General features: G+C 38.8%; 11 protein-coding genes. 9 read left to right on the top strand and 2 right to left on the bottom strand.

The genetic code is table 11. The annotated features are described in order from the left end of the window. Positions 1-26 precede the first annotated feature (26 nt). Positions 27-263: a hypothetical protein gene (locus R2Q84_RS15630; protein ID WP_316817507.1), complete on the bottom strand. Its 237-nt coding sequence runs from the start codon at positions 261-263 to the stop codon at positions 27-29. 272 nt (positions 264-535) lie between these two features. Here R2Q84_RS15630 and R2Q84_RS15625 point away from each other — a divergent pair, with 272 nt between their 5' ends. Together R2Q84_RS15625 and R2Q84_RS15620 are read left to right on the top strand one after the other, a co-directional pair. After that, the gene (locus R2Q84_RS15625; protein ID WP_316817506.1) at positions 536-3,340 is read left to right on the top strand and encodes an FAD-binding and (Fe-S)-binding domain-containing protein; all 2,805 of its coding nucleotides are present in this window, start codon (positions 536-538) and stop codon (positions 3,338-3,340) included. 22 nt (positions 3,341-3,362) lie between these two features. Then, complete coding sequence (locus R2Q84_RS15620) at positions 3,363-6,038, top strand: PQQ-dependent sugar dehydrogenase (protein ID WP_316817505.1); 2,676 nt, start codon at positions 3,363-3,365, stop codon at positions 6,036-6,038. A gap of 145 nt (positions 6,039-6,183) precedes the next feature. On the opposite strand, the gene R2Q84_RS15615 is transcribed toward R2Q84_RS15620, so the two are convergent. Then, positions 6,184-6,795, bottom strand: a complete 612-nt coding sequence (locus R2Q84_RS15615; RefSeq protein WP_316817504.1) for a hypothetical protein — start codon at positions 6,793-6,795, stop codon at positions 6,184-6,186. 630 nt (positions 6,796-7,425) lie between these two features. Between R2Q84_RS15615 and R2Q84_RS15610 the strand changes: the two genes are divergently transcribed. The 7 genes from R2Q84_RS15610 (at position 7,426) to R2Q84_RS15580 (ending at position 18,022) form a co-directional block, all read left to right on the top strand. Further along, the gene (locus R2Q84_RS15610) at positions 7,426-8,001 is read left to right on the top strand and encodes an RNA polymerase sigma-70 factor (protein ID WP_316817503.1); all 576 of its coding nucleotides are present in this window, start codon (positions 7,426-7,428) and stop codon (positions 7,999-8,001) included. Between the two features lie 133 nt (positions 8,002-8,134). Further along, complete coding sequence (locus R2Q84_RS15605) at positions 8,135-9,289, top strand: FecR family protein (protein WP_316817502.1); 1,155 nt, start codon at positions 8,135-8,137, stop codon at positions 9,287-9,289. A 319-nt stretch (positions 9,290-9,608) separates the two neighbouring features. After that, positions 9,609-12,881, top strand: coding sequence for a SusC/RagA family TonB-linked outer membrane protein (locus R2Q84_RS15600; RefSeq protein WP_316817501.1), 3,273 nt, complete (start codon positions 9,609-9,611; stop codon positions 12,879-12,881). A 4-nt stretch (positions 12,882-12,885) separates the two neighbouring features. Then, complete coding sequence (locus R2Q84_RS15595) at positions 12,886-14,403, top strand: RagB/SusD family nutrient uptake outer membrane protein (protein WP_316817500.1); 1,518 nt, start codon at positions 12,886-12,888, stop codon at positions 14,401-14,403. A 38-nt stretch (positions 14,404-14,441) separates the two neighbouring features. Then, a complete protein-coding gene (locus R2Q84_RS15590) occupies positions 14,442-15,305 on the top strand; it encodes a PKD domain-containing protein (RefSeq protein ID WP_316817499.1) in 864 nt (287 codons plus the stop codon). A gap of 21 nt (positions 15,306-15,326) precedes the next feature. Next, the gene (locus R2Q84_RS15585; protein WP_316817498.1) at positions 15,327-16,448 is read left to right on the top strand and encodes a DUF5009 domain-containing protein; all 1,122 of its coding nucleotides are present in this window, start codon (positions 15,327-15,329) and stop codon (positions 16,446-16,448) included. 26 nt (positions 16,449-16,474) lie between these two features. Next, complete coding sequence (locus tag R2Q84_RS15580; RefSeq protein ID WP_316817497.1) at positions 16,475-18,022, top strand: DUF4832 domain-containing protein; 1,548 nt, start codon at positions 16,475-16,477, stop codon at positions 18,020-18,022. Positions 18,023-18,068 lie beyond the last annotated feature (46 nt).

Below are 18,068 nucleotides of genomic sequence, written 5' to 3'. Positions count from 1 at the left end.
GAAGATAACGGCTATTTATTGATTTCTTACAGACCGCCTAATGAACCCAGAACAGTACGTAGTTGTTTGTTAAGGAACGAAAAGGTGTCAGTAAGTACACTTTTTACCGCTCCTGTTACTGGAGTTAACGCTCCGGTCAGGTTACCTAAGCCAAGTCCGCTAAGGATGTTTAGGCCTCCTAGTAATCCGCCACCTTCAACTTTGGTCATTTCTAATGTGTTCATTTCCTGAACACCAAGATTGTTTAAATCTAATCTTTTCATAATAGGGATGATTGTAAATTTCTTTTCCTTACTCATCTAAGGCTTTTCAGGATACGCCTATGTTGGCCAACATGGAAACGAAATTAATAAATGCCGGGATGGATGACCTTATTCAATTTGTTCATTGCAATGAACGAATAGTGAACGAAATCAGTTGCCTATATAAAATCATCGGGGAATTATTAGAATTCTGATTTTTAAATGGTTTCTTTGTTTATAGTTAAGTATTTCGCAGCAGGTTCTTTCGCCTGTATAAGTATTTTTGTCTTTAAATGGAAACTGGAGAGCTTTTAGAAGGTATTTTACCAAAAACACGTATTAAATCACGATTGATTGATTTGGTTGCTTATGCATCGGACGCAGGGTTTTATTATTTAAGACCGAAAGCCGTTGTGCAGCCCATAACAGAATCGGAGATTATTGCTTTGTTCAGGTTTTCTCATGAATACCAGATGCCACTTACTTTCCGAACCGGTGGTACCAGCTTATCGGGACAGGCCATAACTGATGGTATCCTTGTTGATTTGAGTCAGTACTGGAATAAAATGCAGATTGAAAATGATGGACAAACAGTAAGGGTACAGCCGGGAATTACCGGAAGTATGGTTAATGCTTATCTAAAACGTTATCAAAGAAAGATCGGACCAGACCCATCAAGTATTGATGCCGCAATGATGGGTGGAATCCTGTCCAACAACTCTAGTGGAATGTGTTGCGGTGTAAAACTTAATTCTTATCATACAACAAAACACATCCGTTTCATTTTACCGGATGGCAAAACATTTACAACTGAAGAACCTGCAGATTATATAAGGTTTGAGCAAGAGTGTGGACATATTTGTACTGCCGTAAAGGGCATGCAGGAACAACTTAAAAATAATACAGAATTGTATGACCTGGTACGCAGAAAATATGAAACTAAAAATACCGTAGGCTATTCCTTAAACTCCTTTATTGATCATGAACATCCACTGGATGTATTGTCACATCTTTTGATCGGTGCAGAGGGAACACTCGGATTTATTGCAGAGGCGGTAATGGAAACCGTTCCTGATTACCCTTATAAGACAACTGCCTTTTTATATTTTCCCAACATCTATGCTGCGTGTCAGGCTATTATACCTTTAACGGTTTCTGGCGCGGAGGCGGTTGAATTGATGGATAGGGCATCATTGAGATCTATTGATGGTCTAAAAGGAGTACCAGATCGTTTAAAAACCTTGCCGGAAACGGCTTCGGCTTTACTGGTCGAGTTCCAGGCGAATAGCCTGGCTGAATTACATGCCAAAAGAGATGTGTTCCTTGCTTCAGCTACTGACCTATTGATGCTGGAATCTCCTGTTTTTACTGAGGATATAAAAGAGCAGGCCTTTTTCTGGAAGTTGAGGAAAGGGATGTTCCCTGCCGTTGGCGCTGTGCGGGCCAGCGGAACTACCGTTATATTGGAGGATATTGCTTTTCCTGTGGGGAAACTTGGAGATGCAATTCTGGACCTTCAAACTTTGTTTAAAAAATATGCATACCATGAAGCGATTATTTTTGGTCATGCCAAGGATGGAAATATCCACTTTGTGGTTACACAGGCTTTTCATACCGCTGCAGAAATTGAACGGTATGATCTGTTTATGCAGGATGTGGTGAAGCTGGTGGTTGATACTTATGATGGAACTTTAAAGGCTGAGCATGGTACAGGACGTAACATGGCGCCGTTTATTGAAACTGAATGGGGTGGTGAAGCATACCAGATCATGAAAACGTTAAAGGAGACGATAGACCCGCAAAATCTGCTTAACCCAGGTGTAATCATCAATGCGGATAAAAAAGCGCATATCGCTAATTTAAAACCTTTGCCCTCGGTAGAGCAGGAGGTAGATAAATGTATCGAATGTGGTTATTGTGAACATAAATGTCCGAGCCGCAATATAACGCTTACCCCACGACAAAGGATTGTAGTAAGACGGGAGCTTGCAGGATTAAAAACAAGTGGTAATAAACGTGATTTTGATCAGCTGGTCAGCGAATATCAGTATGACGGATTGGATACCTGTGCGGTAGACGGATTATGTGCTACGGCTTGCCCCGTTGATATCAATACGGGTGATTTGGTAAAACGTCTGCGCAGGGAAAGTCATAGTAAATCGGCTAATGGGTTAGCCTTAACAGTGGCAAAAAACTTCGGAACTACCGCTTTTATGGTTGGTTCTGCAGTTAAGATCGGAGGTGGCATGAATCGCATTTTTGGCGGGTCGACAATGAGAAATATTACTGGCGGACTTAAGAAAATCATTCCCGCAATGCCACTTTGGAGTAATCAATTACAAGCTACAAATGGAAAAATTGAAAGTGATAGGAATGGGTCAATCGTTTATTTCCCTACCTGTATCAACCGGATGATGGGTGGAGCAAACGACAGTAAGAAAAGTGTTCCACAAACCTTTATGAGTGTATCTGGTAAAGCTGGAATTAAGGTGTTGGTCCCTGACGATATTAACGGTATGTGTTGCGGACAATTGTTCTCTTCAAAGGGGTACAATGATGCTTATATATACACGGTTAACGAAACCATTAAAAAGCTTTGGAAATGGACTTCAGAAGGTAAATTTCCTGTAGTGCTGGATGTAAGTTCTTGTACGCATACTTTACATAGTTGTCGCCCTGTACTTACAGAAGAAAATAAAACATATTTCGATCAGTTGAATATCATTGATAGTATTGATTATCTATATGATTATGTGACACCGAAATTAAAAGATATCCGCAAAAAAGAGAGTGTCGTTTTGCATCCGGTGTGCACACTTAAGAAAATGGGATTGGAGAGTAAGCTGTTTATGCTGGCCGACCATTTTGCAGATCGGGTTGACGTTCCTTTAAATTCGGGCTGTTGTGGAATGGCTGGCGACAGGGGGTTCTTATTTCCTGAACTTACGGCTTCTGCTACCGCGCCTGAAGCAGCTGAAGTAAGGAACTCTCCTTATAGTGGATATTATTCTACCGCAAAAACCTGTGAGATGGCAATGTCTGAAGCCGTTGGTAAAAATTATGAGTCTATCCTGTACCTGGTAGATGAGTGTCTGTAAACCTTTAAAATATATTAATATAGTGAAAAAAAATTCCCTGAAGTTCTTATTGAGCTTGACATTGTGGTCAGGTTTGGTAACGACATTAGTTGCGCAAAGCCCGGTAAAGCCGGAAGATAACAGGTTTACAAAGGTTGTGTTGCAGCAAAAATTAGAAGAACCTATGCAGTTCCATGTATTGGATGATGGGAGGGTTCTATATGCCGAGCGAAAAGGTAAATTGAAAGTGTACACACCTGCTACAAATAAGATGGATATTGTTGCAGATTTCGCTGTAAGCAGAGAGTATGTCAGCAAAACAGGGGAACGTTCAGAAGGGGAGGATGGATTACAAGGGGTAATTCTGGATCCGGATTACGCCAAAAACAAATGGATTTATGTTTTTTACTCTCCGAAAAGTGTTTCTGTAAATAGACTCTCCAGATTTACCTGGACAGGAGGTAAGCTAAATATGGCTACCGAAAAAAAGATCCTCGATGTAGTCGTTCAACGTGAAGAATGTTGTCATGTAGGTGGAGGTATGTTGTTTGATAAACTGGGAAATCTTTACTTAAGTACAGGAGATAATACTTTTTCCAGATCGTCAGATGGATTTACACCTATTGACGAACGGCCCGGTGAAGGCCCGCGTGATGCACAAAAATCATCTGGCAATACAAATGATCTAAGAGGGAAAATTTTAAGAATACATCCGGAACCAGATGGTTCTTACACCATTCCGGAAGGTAATTTGTTCCCTGTAGGAACGCCGAAGACCCGGCCGGAGATTTATACTATGGGTAACAGAAACCCATGGCGGTTGACTATAGATAGCAAAACCAATTGGTTGTATTGGGGCGAGGTTGGACCCGATGGATCTAATTCTTCTGAATTGAGAGGCCCAAAATCTTATGACGAATTTAATATAGCCAAAAAAGCAGGTAATTATGGATGGCCTTATTTTATTGGTAAAGAGGCTTATCGCCATTATAATTTTGCGACAAAAGAATCCGGGCCATGGTATGATCCTCTAAAGCCAGTTAATAATTCGCCAAACAATACAGGCTTAAACGTTCTTCCTCCAACTGTAGATGCGATGATCTGGTATCCTTATGGATCAAGTGAAGAGTTTCCGCTTTTGGGAAGTGGTGGACGTAGTGCTGTTGGTGGGCCTATATTTCACCAATCTGATTTCAAAAATGCTAAATACTTATTCCCGACATATTATGAAGGGAAGTGGTTGATCACAGATTGGGTACGTGGATGGATTTTTGCAGTTACACTTGATGAAAACGGCGAATATAAGTCGATGGAAAGATTCATGCCAGACCTGGTATTGCACGGCCCGATAGATATGAAGTTTGGTCCCGATGGAAGTTTATATGTATTGGAATATGGTAACGGGTATTTTAAGGATAATCCGGAAGCACAACTTATAAAAATTGAATACAATGGCGGTAACCGTAAGCCTGCAGTAATGGCCTCGGTTAACAGGACAGCCGGGCCACTTCCTTTAAAAATACAGCTTTCTTCAAAGGGTACATTTGATGCTGATGGAGATTCTTTAAAATATGAATGGAAGATCATCAAAAATGGAAAGCTGGTTCAAACGAAAAGGACGGAGAATCCGGAAGTTGTGCTAAGTACGGCAGGAATTTATAAGGCTACATTAATGGTAACCGATCCAAAAGGTCTGAAAAATAGTAAAACAGTAGAAATAGTCGCAGGTAATGCTGTCCCGGTGGTGAAATTTGACTTTACGCAGGGGAATCAAAGTTTCTACTTTCCAGGTAACACCGTCAAATATGCAGTCAGTGTTTATGATAAAGAGGACGGGAGCCTGGCAAATAAAAGGATACAACCTGCACATGTATCGGTATCTATAAACTATCTGGCCGAGGGTTATGACATGACGGTAGTTGCACAGAATCAAAACAAATTCGATACAGGTGCGCAGTTTGCTTTGGGAAAAGCACTGATTAAAAAAAGTGATTGTAATGCTTGCCATGCCTTGGATGCTACCTCATTAGGCCCATCATTAAAAGCCATTGCATTAAGGTATAAAAATGATAAAACTGCTGAAAACAAGCTAACTAAAAAGGTTATAGAAGGTGGCTCTGGTGTTTGGGGGGATGCAATGATGCCTGCTCACTCTTCAATGCCCGTTGCTGAGGTTAAATCTATCATTAAATATGTGCTTAGCGTTGCGGATAAACAACCAGCTAATAAAAATTTACCGGTTACAGGAAGTTATACCACTAATTTAAAATCCGAAGAAACGAATAAGGGTAGCTTTATTTTTAGGGCTGCTTATAAGGATCGGGGTGCTAATCAGGTACCTGCCCAATTTGCTGAAAGTGTTTTGGTATTGCGTAATCCATTAATACAAATCAATGATATAAATCAGTCGGAAGGTGTTGGCTTCAATCAGGATAAAACGATTGCAATTTCAAAGAAGAAAAATGCTTATCTGAAGTTAGATAACGTAGATCTGACCGATATTAAACGGATTTCGTTTACCGGGAAAAGAAATCCTGTTAAGGGGGCAATTGAAATTCGTATCGATTCTAATGAGGGAACAATGATTGGCAGGTCCGTAAACGCTGCAGAAAACAAAACAACGGCTACATTGAGTGAAATTAGAGGTAAGCACGATGTGTATCTTGTATTTACTGAGGCCGATACCGAGCTAAGTGCTGTTCATATGCTGAATAAATAGCTTTACATTGAATTGTAAAAAAGTTAAAACAACAAAGGCAACTGCTTACAGTTGCCTTTGTTGTTAAGTGGAATTTAAAGAAATAAAGTGATTCCTTTAAATTAATATAACATAGTTCAATAAATAAGCCCGGATAATAAAAATATTACCAGGAATAGGATTGATCTGCAGTAGCTAAACCTTTGGCTAAAGTTTCCTTGGAGTCAGAGCTGTAAACAGTTTCCATGCTTGGATTAGATGGGTATTTTTTACCGTTAAACTTCATCAGGTGCTCTTTACCATTACTTGTGAATACTAAATCTTTCCAGCCCTTTGTTTTAGTGTTGGCAATTGCGATGGGATAATCCACAACGGTAAATCTATTAATCAATTCTCCGTCCGGGCTCAGTAAAAGAACTGTACAACCTCCGGAGCCACAGAAGTAAGAACCGCTTAGTCCAACAAAGATTTCATTCTTAGTATCTTCATTGATATTATATTCGAAGATTTTAAATTTCCTGCTTTGTTCGTCAATCAGTTTTTTAGATAAATCATCCTGAAACATAGCTGTTAATTTTTCCTTCACCAGATTAGCCGTATTTTCATTAGCTGTATTTTTAGGTAAAGTTGTAGAATCTGTTTGCAGTGCTGTTGACTTTTCTTCGGAAACTATGGTGTCATTATTTTTTAAGGTATCGTTAGTTTTGTTTTCAGTTGAATTGCAACCAAACAATAAAGGACCGCTTATCAGCGCGATCATTGACAATAGTTTTTTCATAAATGTTACATGTTAGTAGGGCACTAAATTAGTTATTTTCTATACAATGGAGATCTCTTTAACACAACGTTCCTCCTGAATAAATAAAAGAACATCTGTATCTGTTATCTTAGTCAGTCGACCCTTCATTCCTTCTCCATTGGTTTTTTGAATCACATCTTGTTTCGTGGTAGAGCGATTTTGAGCCAGGATATTTAGTGATAATAGGGGGGTGAGGATAAGTATATAAAATCTCTTCATAAAAAATTAGGTTTACGTCAATTACAACGATTTATAATTGTTGATTGTTTTGGAATTTGGCGTTTTTTTTTAAACTTTTTTTGCTTAAAAGTTAATTCAGCTGATTGTCTGGGTTCGGTATTACAAGGGGGTTACTAGGGCCTTGCTTTACCCCCTAGCCCTAGTAACGCCCTACTAAGGCCTTGTTAAGTATAAGTTAATGCTCAAGTAAATGTAAACTCAGGGTAGGAATGGACAAGGAACGAACAAACGCTCACTAAATATGCTTACAATCGCTTCTATCTTAAGGCAAAAACAGTTCAGTTACGTTTATTTCAGTTATCATAAACCAAATTAATTTGTTAATATTGAGTTTAAAACCGGCTTGTATTCAGACGGGGAGATAGATTTATGATCAATTACAGCACATGCTTTGACCAGGAGCTTGCCCTTTTATTAAAAGAAGGCGATGATGCTGCTTTCCGTGAAATTTATCTGCGATATGATAAACTTCTTTTGATCTATGCATACAAGAAATTACGGAACCGGGAAGAGGCTAAAGATCTTGTTCAGGATGTTTTTACCTGGCTATGGAATAAACGTAGTGATTTCCAGTTAAACACCACCTTATCCGGATATCTTTATAAAGCTGTTCTTAATCGGATTTTCGATGTGATGAAACACAAAGGTATCATCAGAAAATATATAGATAGCGGGAGACATTCTATTGAAATTAGTAATGAGGATGCAGATTATTTAATTCGGGAAAAAGATATTGTGCTGCTAATCGAAAATGAAATATTGGCAATGCCCCCTAAAATGCGCGAGATCTATACTTTGAAAAAGAAATACTTTTTGAGTACCAAAGAAATTGCGGCCGAGCTTAGTCTCTCGGAACATACCGTATCTACTCAAATGAAACGCGCGCTCAAACATCTGAAAGTTAAACTTGGTCTTCTTGTATATTTCTGTATTGTTGGTTTTTAACTTTTCTGTAAATTATCTGTTTGGTATTTAGTGTTTTATGTTTTTGTTTCTTCTTTTTTTAGATACGTGTACCTAATGGTCTTATTTGAATCGTCTTAGTCTTTAATTAGGTTAAAACCGGCAGTAAAAGACGATGCAAAAAGATATTAAAACCATACTAGAAAAAGTTAGTTCAGGAAATGGAACGCCGGAGGAACAGGAGATTGCCAGGTATTGGTTGCATCAACTTCATCAGGATGAAGATTCTGAGCTTTCTGAACAAGAATTGGAAGCTTTGAGTGCGGATTTATGGTCAGATATTCAAGAGAAAAGAATACCCGAGATTAAAAAAAGAAGACTTTTATGGTCGACGGTTGCCGCTGCAGCATGTTTGATGTTGGTTTGTAGTGCTGCATTTTATTTTTATAGAAACAGTAATTCAAAAAATAATACTCTTATACCATCCTACGCTCAGGATGTTCAGGCTGGAGGAAGCAAAGCCTATTTAACTTTGGCCGATGGAAGAAAAATTAGCCTAACTGATGTATCAAACGGAGCCATAGCCACACAGGCTGGTATCAAAATTATTAAAACACCTAATGGACAACTTATTTATACGATTACAGATCAAAAGGCGATAGGAAAAGGTGATCATTATAATCTTATTGAAACCCCAAGAGGGGGACAGTATCAGCTGAATCTCCCTGATGGAACTAAAGTGTGGCTTAACGCAGCCTCTTCGTTAAAATATCCAGTTGATTTCTCTTCAAAAAAAGTGAGAAAAGTAGAGTTAACTGGGGAAGCTTATTTCGAGGTAGCTAAAGTGACGGGTAAGGGTAAGGAGGGAAATAAACAGGAGGGCAGGATGCCTTTTATAGTGGTTGCTGATAAGCAGAAAATAGAAGTTCTGGGTACGCATTTTAACGTGAATGCTTATCATGATGAGCATAGTATCAGGACAACATTGTTGGAAGGATCTGTAAAAGTGAACGACCGTATTGTGCTTGCACCAGGTGAACAATCTTCTTTTTCCGGCAGAGAGCTAAATGTAAAAGCAGTTAATGCCAGTGATGTGATAGACTGGAAAAATGGCGAGTTCATTTTTAACAAAGAACCTTTAACTGATATTTTAAGAAAAGTATCGAGATGGTATAACGTCGATATTGTTTATACGCGATCAGAAGCGGATGTCCCAACTTTTACTGGCTCTGTTTCCAAATTCGAAAATGTGTCTGTCGTATTACGAATGCTGGAAGAAACCAGTGATGTACGTTTCTCCATAGTGGGGAAAACCATAAGAGTAAAATAAACTAACCAATAATTATCAACTAAACAAAACAAAAGATGAAAAGAATCAAAGGCAAAGCAAGCTGATATTTCCATGTTGGTTTTAAGAAAAGCTCTAATAAAAAAGCTATGAAAGTATTCCAGTACTTCCATAGCCATATTTGAGTTAACCATAAAAACAAATTCCAGATCAGTTTAACGTATTAACCCAAGCTTCCAAAGGTATGAAAATATATACTTTTAACCTAGGTGTGTCCTATCAGTGGCTATACCCAAAAATTTTATCAATTAGAAATTCGGCTAACCGGCAATTTGCTGTCGTCGATAAAAGAAAATTGCTAATGAGAATTAACTTGATCATCATTATAATGACCAGTTGTTTACTGCAGGTAAGTGCATCTACTTTTGCACAACGATTCAGTTACAACAGACAACAGGTCGCTTTACGCCAGGTTTTTCAGGAGATCAAGAAGCAGACCGGCTATAAAGTGTTGTATTCAGATCAGAATGTAAATGGAGATCTTCTTATTAATGCTGATTTTAAGAATGTAGAGTTAGAAACGGTATTGAATACTTTACTAAAGGATTTGCAACTGACGTATAAAATAGATCAGAAAGTGATTCTCATTAAGGCGGTAGAAAAATCTTTCACCCGGCAAATGGCAGCTTTACCGGTTAAAATCGATATCAGCGGTAAGGTAGTTGATAGTCAGGGAAGGCCGTTGCCCGGAGCTTCTGTAAGTGTTAAAGGGCAAAGTATGGTTGTTAGTACAAATGAAGAGGGACAGTTCCTGCTAAAAGATGTACAAGAGCCTGTAACGCTTGTGGTGTCATTTATTGGATATATCCGTAAAGAGGTAAACGTTGTTAAGAACCAACCATTGGTGATCACATTGATAGAAGATGTTGGCCAGCTTAGTGACGTGATTGTGGTAGGTTATGATAGTAAAAAACAAAATGAACTGACGAGTGCAGTTACCGTTGTGTCTTCCGTAAAACTAAAAGATGTGACGGCGAACAATATTGGTACGATGCTGCAGGGAAAAGTAGCAGGTTTACAAGTGGTAAACAGCTCAGGGGCACCTGGGACTACGCCCGAAATCAGATTGCGGGGAGTATCTTCAGTAAATGCAAACCAAAGTCCGCTTATGGTTGTCGATGGTATTATCGGTGGGAATTATGATCCCAATGATGTTGCATCGATTACCGTGTTGAAAGATGCTGGTGCCACTGCACTTTATGGCTCCCAGGCTAACGCAGGTGTGATTATCGTTACGACTAAACGTGCAACATCAGGAGAAACTAATTTCGAGTTTAAGGCTACATCAGGATTTAGAACTGCTGATTTTGGTAAACTGGATGTAATGAACAGTGCGGAACTGTACGATTATCAGAAAGAATTTTATAGAGATTATATTGTTGGCGCAGCAGATAATTCATATAAAATAGACCTGATTAAATTTTATGGAGAACGTCCATTGTCACTTTTAAATCAGGACTATGACTGGTCGAAAGAATCCTTCAAATCTGCCCCGGTTAATGCATTTTATTTGTCGGCCAGTGGAAGTACGGAAAAGAATAATTATTATGTAGGGGCCTCTTACTATAATGAAAAAGGGACTTTTCTGAACACAGGCTTCCAACGTATTAATCTCCGTGCCAATTCCACTTATACTTTTTCTAAGAAATTAAGTGTTACAAATAACATTAATCTTAGCGCTTCAATGGGCAAGAGTTATGACTATATGGATGTTTACTATTCTTTTTTAAATCTGCCATGGGACAATCCTTATGACGCTAATGGAGCACCAGTCTATGTAGATGGAACATCGACTTTTAAATGGTGGTCACGCGATAAAATTAATCCCATACATACGGTACAGAATTCTGAACATCCTTACAAAGGGTTTGACGTGAATTATGATTTTGGCTTAAATTATAACATTAATAAATGGTTAACTTTTTCCAGCACGAACAGAGGTGCAGTTGGATTTAATAAGGGGAAAAACTATTTCTCTCCACTTGTAGCTGGAACCTATCATGGTACAGGTTTTTTAGATGAACTGAATACGTTAAACTATGGCGTAATCTCGAACAACTTGTTGAAGTTTAATTTTCAGTTGGGTGATCATTCTATTTCTGGATTGGCAGGAGGGGCGTTTGAAGGTGGACAAACTGAGTATTCGGGAGCTTCAGGTAAAGGGTTGCCGGAAGGACTTAAGGTACTTAATGTGGTGTCAAATAGCCAGCTTGTAAACGGTTACACAAATAAGAACTACCTGCAGTCTCTTTTATCACAGGTTAACTATAATTACAAAAGTAAGTACTTTTTATCGGGGTCATTTCGTGTTGATGGATCATCTGCTTTTCCAAGTAATAACCGTTATGGCTCATTCCCATCCGTATCAGGGGCATGGTTGGCCAGTAATGAAGATTTCCTGAAAGAGAGTAATACGATCGACAACTTAAAATTCAGATTGAGTTATGGTATTACAGGAACTCAGGATATTGGTGCGTCCAGGTACCTTGGTCTGTATTCTTTAACAACCCAGTACAATTCACTAATTGGAGCAGTGCCTTACCAGTTGGAAAGTCCTAATTTAACATGGGAAGGTAAACATCAGATTAACGCTGGTGTTGATATTGGTTTGTTTAAAAGAGTAAACCTGACTGTTGATGTGTACCGTAATAATACCAGGGATTTACTATTGCAGGTTTCACAACCCTTGTCTGTTGGATTTGAAACGAAATGGGAAAATGCAGGTAATGTAATTAACAAAGGAATTGAGTTGGGAATCAATTCTACAAATGTAAAAACAACGGATTTTGAATGGACTACAGATTTTACTATAAATTTTAACAGCAATAAGCTCTATGGTTTACCGGCAGATATTGTGAAGACGGGATCCTGGAGTATTTCGCAAATCTATCGTAACGGTGGTAATCTCTATGAATTTTACATGCCTAAATGGTTAGGAGTTGATGGTCAAACTGGTGCACCAGTTTGGGAGAAACTGATTTACAATGAGGATGGAAAAGCTGTTGCAACCGAGAAAACATTGAACTATGCCGAAGCTACAATTCAGGAATCAGGATCGGCGCTGCCTAAATATCAGGGAGGGTTTAATAATAGCTTTAGTTATAAAAACTTCAACCTGCGCGTAAGTACTTACTTTAACTATGGCAATAAAGTCTTTAGTAATAACCTTCGTTTTATGATGAACGATGGGCATGAACCTTATTATAATCAAATCAGATTACCTGATGGGGCTAAGATCTGGTCTGGTCCCGGCGATACAGATGCTACGGAACCGAGTCCTCAGAATTCAGCGAATTCTACAGAAACTTCCACAAGGTATCTTAAAAATGGTAGTTATTTTACCATTAGAAATGTTGCATTGAGTTATGCACTGCCTCAGGCCCTGGTTCGCAAATTAAATTTTAAAGCTATTACCCTGGGAATTACAGCCGATAATGTGGCTACGTTTTCTAACTTCCTGGGGCAGGATCCACAAACAACTATCAATTCAGGAAGTTTCGTGACCCCGGGAGTGTCTGACTTTAAATACCCTAATAACAGACAATATTTATTTACTGCAAACTTCAACTTTTAAGCATATGAAAAAGTATTTATTTACCATAGTTTTTTTCCTGTTGATTGTTGGAAATAGCTGTAAAAATCTTGATGTTTTACCAAGTGATGCGATTAGTACAGAAACGCTGATCAACACGAGTGATGGTTTAACGAATGCCTTAAACGGCGCTTACGCCTTATTTAAAGATCATATTGAATTTAATGGAACGACTGACAATAACAATATGTATTTGCGTCAATTTTATCATTTGTCTGATTTTGCCAGTGATGATATTGTGTGTGGACAGGTAACTACTGATCCGTTGTTTTATAGTTTTAGCCTTGGACATTCACCTTCCCAGGGTAATACCAGGTATTTCTGGTATGTATCTTACAAAATTATTACTGGTGTAAATACAGTGATAAATGCCGTTGAGAAATCTGGCACTCAGGACCCCGCAAAATTGCAGTTGCTGGGGGAATGCTATTTTTTACGTGCATTTTGTCATTTTAACCTGGTTAGGTTGTTCGGGAAACCTTATACGGTAGACCCCGCAGCTGATGGAATTATTTTGCGTACTAATCTGACCGACCCTTCGAAAAAGAAAAGAGCGAGTGTTTCGGAAGTATATGCCTCGGTAATTGCAGATGCAGAGAAGGCTGCATCTTTAATGACTCAGACAAGAGCTGTGCAATATGCATCAAAGGAAGCTGCATGGGCGTTGTTATCACGTGTAAACTTATACAAAGAGGATAACCAAAAAGCAATTGACTATGCAAACCTGGTGATCAACTCTAAAAGGTTTACTTTGATGACGGCTGCAACTTACCCTACTTTATTCGCAAATGCCCAAACAAGCGCAGAGACAATTTTCTGTGTCGCCTTTACAGCAGCTGACGACTATGGTAAGTTTGGATCCATCGCATCTATGATTTATTCTGATGGGAACTCTGGATGGGGTGAGGAATATGCTTCATCCTCGTTGAGAAATGTGATGTCAAAACACCCGGAGGATGTTCGCTGGTCGTATATCGTACCATTAAAGGATAATGCCGGAGTGATCCAGAAGAAAAATGGTATCGAGGTACATTATATCAGTAAGTTTTCTTTTCAGGGTGGACTCCCTAATTTAAGTTCTCCAATCATGTTCCGTTTATCGGAAATGTATTTAAACAGGGCAGAAGCACAAGCTAAGTTAAACAATACAGCAGGGGCCCTGGATGATGTAGATATGATTCGTAAAAACCGCGGATTGGAAAATTCATTGTACAATAAAGTAGTGCCTTCAGGATATACTGCACTGGATGTTGTCTTAGAAGAAAAACGTATAGAAATGGCATTTGAAGGGCATAGGACATACGATCTTTATCGCAATAAAAGAGCAATGAACAAAGCATACTGGGGTTATCACCTTGCCGGGTTAAAAGAAACGGATATTGATCTGAGTAAAACACCTACAGGTTATGCGAATATGTCAGTAGATTATACCAACCCGAGGACCATTTACTTTGTACCAATTGATGAGGTATTGAGTAATAACCTTGCTACGCAAAATCAATAATTCAATTTTAAAATGTTGATTACAAATATTTTATTGAGATGAGAAATTTTAAAAAAAGTATATTTCGACTGTTGATGATGATCACAGTGGTTATCATAACAGGATCCTGTAAAAAGGATAATACCCAGAAGCTAACTGATTTGCTTTATGATCTTACAGTGGATGGCAATGAGGTGACTTTTAAAACGGTTACGACAGGTATCTCTGCTTACAGATGGGATTTTGGTGATGGTTCTTCTTCAACCGAGGCCAACCCTGTACATGAGTATCCCGGTAAAGGTAAATACGTGACCACTTTGTATGCGACGATGAATGGGAAAGTGGTTGAAGCATCTACAGTGATCAGAATTGCCAAGACATCACCTGTTAAATTGGATGATAATACTTTAGGTGATTGGGACAATGTTACGGCAAATGTCCTTACCGCGGGACCAAATGGAGGAATTTTTCGTTCAGCAAAATTTGATTACGATGGCAATTACATTTATATATTCGCTGAAATGAATTCTAAAAAAGCGAATGGAGATATCTTCGACTTTTATATTGATGCTGATAATAGTGCCGCGACAGGCTTACTAAGTGCTTATACCGATGGTGGATTTGATATTTTGCTTGAAGGGCAATTATTAACTTCTGGCCTGGATATTTTTTATCATAAGGGGCCGCAAAATAGTTTTACTTTCGATCCTCAATCTATTTCTGAGGCTTATACAGTAGGGACAATTACGGAGGCAGCTGGTATTTTAAAATTTGAAATGCGTATTGCGCGTGGAAAATTAAAAGGTTTAACTGGTAGTGGAATGCGAATAGGTATTATGGCAACGAAAAATGATTGGTCGGTAACCCTGGGTAGTATTCCTGATGCGGGGGCTTCGGCATTTCTGCTCGATATGAGTGAGTAGCATTTTAAAAAAAAGTTTTCTATGTCTAAAAATACACCAAATCAATTAGCCACCGGGCGTGTAGTATCTCTTGATGTAATGCGGGGGATGATTATGTTATTACTATGCGCGGAAAGCTGCCATTTATATTTTGCACTTAAAGCGCTTAATCCAGCTGAACCGGCAGCAATGCTTGTAGAACAGTTTTTTCATCATAGCTGGCATGGATTACGCTTTTGGGATCTGGTGCAACCAGCGTTTATGTTTATGGCTGGTGCTGCTATGTATATCTCCTATAGTCGTAAACTAGAAAAGGGGAGTAGTTGGGAGAAAAACTGGAGCCATATTTTAAACAGAAGTTTAAAACTCTTTCTGTTTGGTGTTGGTCTTCATTGTATATATGCCGGGAAGTTGGTTTGGGAGCTGTGGAATGTACTGACACAGTTGGCTTTTACCACGCTGGTGGCATATCTGATTATTGGTAAAACGTATACCTGGCAGCTGATCTGCTCACTTGGGTTATTGCTGCTCACAGAGATGATGTATCGTTTTATACAAATTCCAGGTTTTGATCAGCCCTTTGTTGATGGTCATAATTTTGGGAATTATGTAGATACATTGCTTATGGGTAAAATCAATTCGGATGGATGGGTAGCAATTAATGCCATACCAACGGCTGCTCATACAATATGGGGGGTGTTGGCAGGTAAACTTTTGATATCAGCCCGGTCAGCATCTTATAAAATAAAGATGTTGACTGGTTTTGGTTTGCTGGCACTGTTGATTGGATTTGGACTGGATGTTACACAGATTACCCCTATTGTAAAAAGAATAAGTACAAGTTCTTTTGTCTTCGCTTCCGGTGGCTGGGTTTTAATTATGCTGGCCCTGGCATATTGGCTGGTAGACGTAAAACAGTATGTAAAACACATATGGATATTTTCTGTTATGGGGATGAATGCCATATTCATTTATATATTTTTCGAAACTGTCGGTGTACAATGGTTGAACGGTACTGTTGGGATTTTTACAGGTGGGATGTTAGCTACGTTTTTTGGCATATCAACGAATTTAGGTGCAGTAATAACTGCATTATGTACCCTTGTGTTAGAATGGTCACTATGCTACTGGCTCTATAAGCGCAGTATTTTTTTTAAGCTTTAAATAATTTTATCTAAAAGACTTTCATCATGAATATAAAATTTATAGTCAATTGTTTTCTGCTACCCCTATTTGTGAGTGCAGTTTTTGGGTCTTGCAAAGACGATAGCACAAACCTGGTTAAAATAGAGAAGGTTAATGTAACTTATTCGGAAAGTACTGAAGACTTTCCGAATCCCGAACGGGGTTTTTACCGCTACTCGGAAACTAAAGCAAGTAACTATAGTGTGCTTGATGCCGCGCAGCTTAAAACGTATCGTACTTTGCAGGATATTTCAAGTGCTAATTACAAAGTTTATAGTACACTTGTTTTTAGGTATTATATCCTGGATAATATAACAACTACGCCGATTTCAGATTCTTTTTTGAGTAACATTAAAAAAGATATGACTGCTGCAAGAACTGCCGGCGTTAAATTGATTCCACGTTTTGTTTACACGGTTACCGCAACTCCGGGGAATTGTCCGGAAGGATTTATTTGTCCTACTTACGGTGACGCAGCTAAAACTGTAGTCTTGGGACATATCGGACAGCTTAAAACGGTGCTTACAGAGAATGCTGATGTAATTGCATGTGTTCAGCTTGGCTTTATCGGAACATGGGGAGAGAATTATTATACTGATTTTTTCGGAGATGCTTCGCTAAACGGTGGGCAGAACAGTACATTGACAGATCAGAACTGGCGCGACCGGGTAGAGGTATTGAAAGCTTTGCTGGCTGCTATGCCGGTTGACAGGATGGTTCAGGTTCGCTATCCACAGTTTAAGCAGCGCTTTTTGTATGGTGTAAATTCCCCGCTTTCTTCACCTTCTCTTGCCGAAGCTATGGCATTTTCAACATCAGATGAATCGCGTATTGGTTTTCATAATGATTGTTTTCTAGCTAGTACGAACGATTTTGGAACTTTTGAGGATTATGGTAATAGCAGTGGGCCAAGGACGTCGGATGGTGCTGTTTTAAATACACTAAGAGATTACATGAAGGCTGATAGCCGTTATGTCGTTGTTGGCGGTGAAACCTGTTCAGATGATTATAGTCTTAATGATTGTGAACCAGCTGGCAAAGCGCAGGAAGAACTTACTGCGATGCATTTTAGTTACCTCAATGCACATTACAATACTGCTGTTAATAATGATTGGCAGAGCGGTGGCTGCATGGAGAATATCAAGAAAAACCTGGGCTATCGTTTTGTGTTACAATCTGCAGTGTTGCCAGATAATGTTGTGAAAGGTACAACGTTAAATTTAGTGCTGAATGTTAAAAATGTAGGTTATGCATCTCCGTATAATAAAAGAACAATAAAGCTGGTGCTACGAAATAAAACAAATGGTGCAATAAAATCATTTAATCTGAATACTGATGTAAGGAAATGGTATTCAGGAGTTTTTAAAGTAGAGGAAAGTGTAAAAATACCTTCGGACTTTGCAGCTGGTGAGTATGAAATGCTGCTTCATTTACCCGATGCGTATGCAAGTATCGCGGATAGAACAGAGTATTGTATCCGTTTAGCGAATAACAATGTTTGGGAAGAAGAAACCGGATATAATAGGCTGAACCATACACTTAGCGTGCATTAATTTTATATCTGTTTAACAAATGATTGTAAATAGGTTGATTATCTTT

The sequence above is a fragment of the Pedobacter nyackensis genome (assembly GCF_032678475.1).
In the GTDB taxonomy this organism is placed as follows: domain Bacteria; phylum Bacteroidota; class Bacteroidia; order Sphingobacteriales; family Sphingobacteriaceae; genus Pedobacter; species Pedobacter nyackensis_A.
Note: the sequence above shows the minus strand (reverse complement) of the source record. Positions and strands in the feature narration are given on the sequence as shown.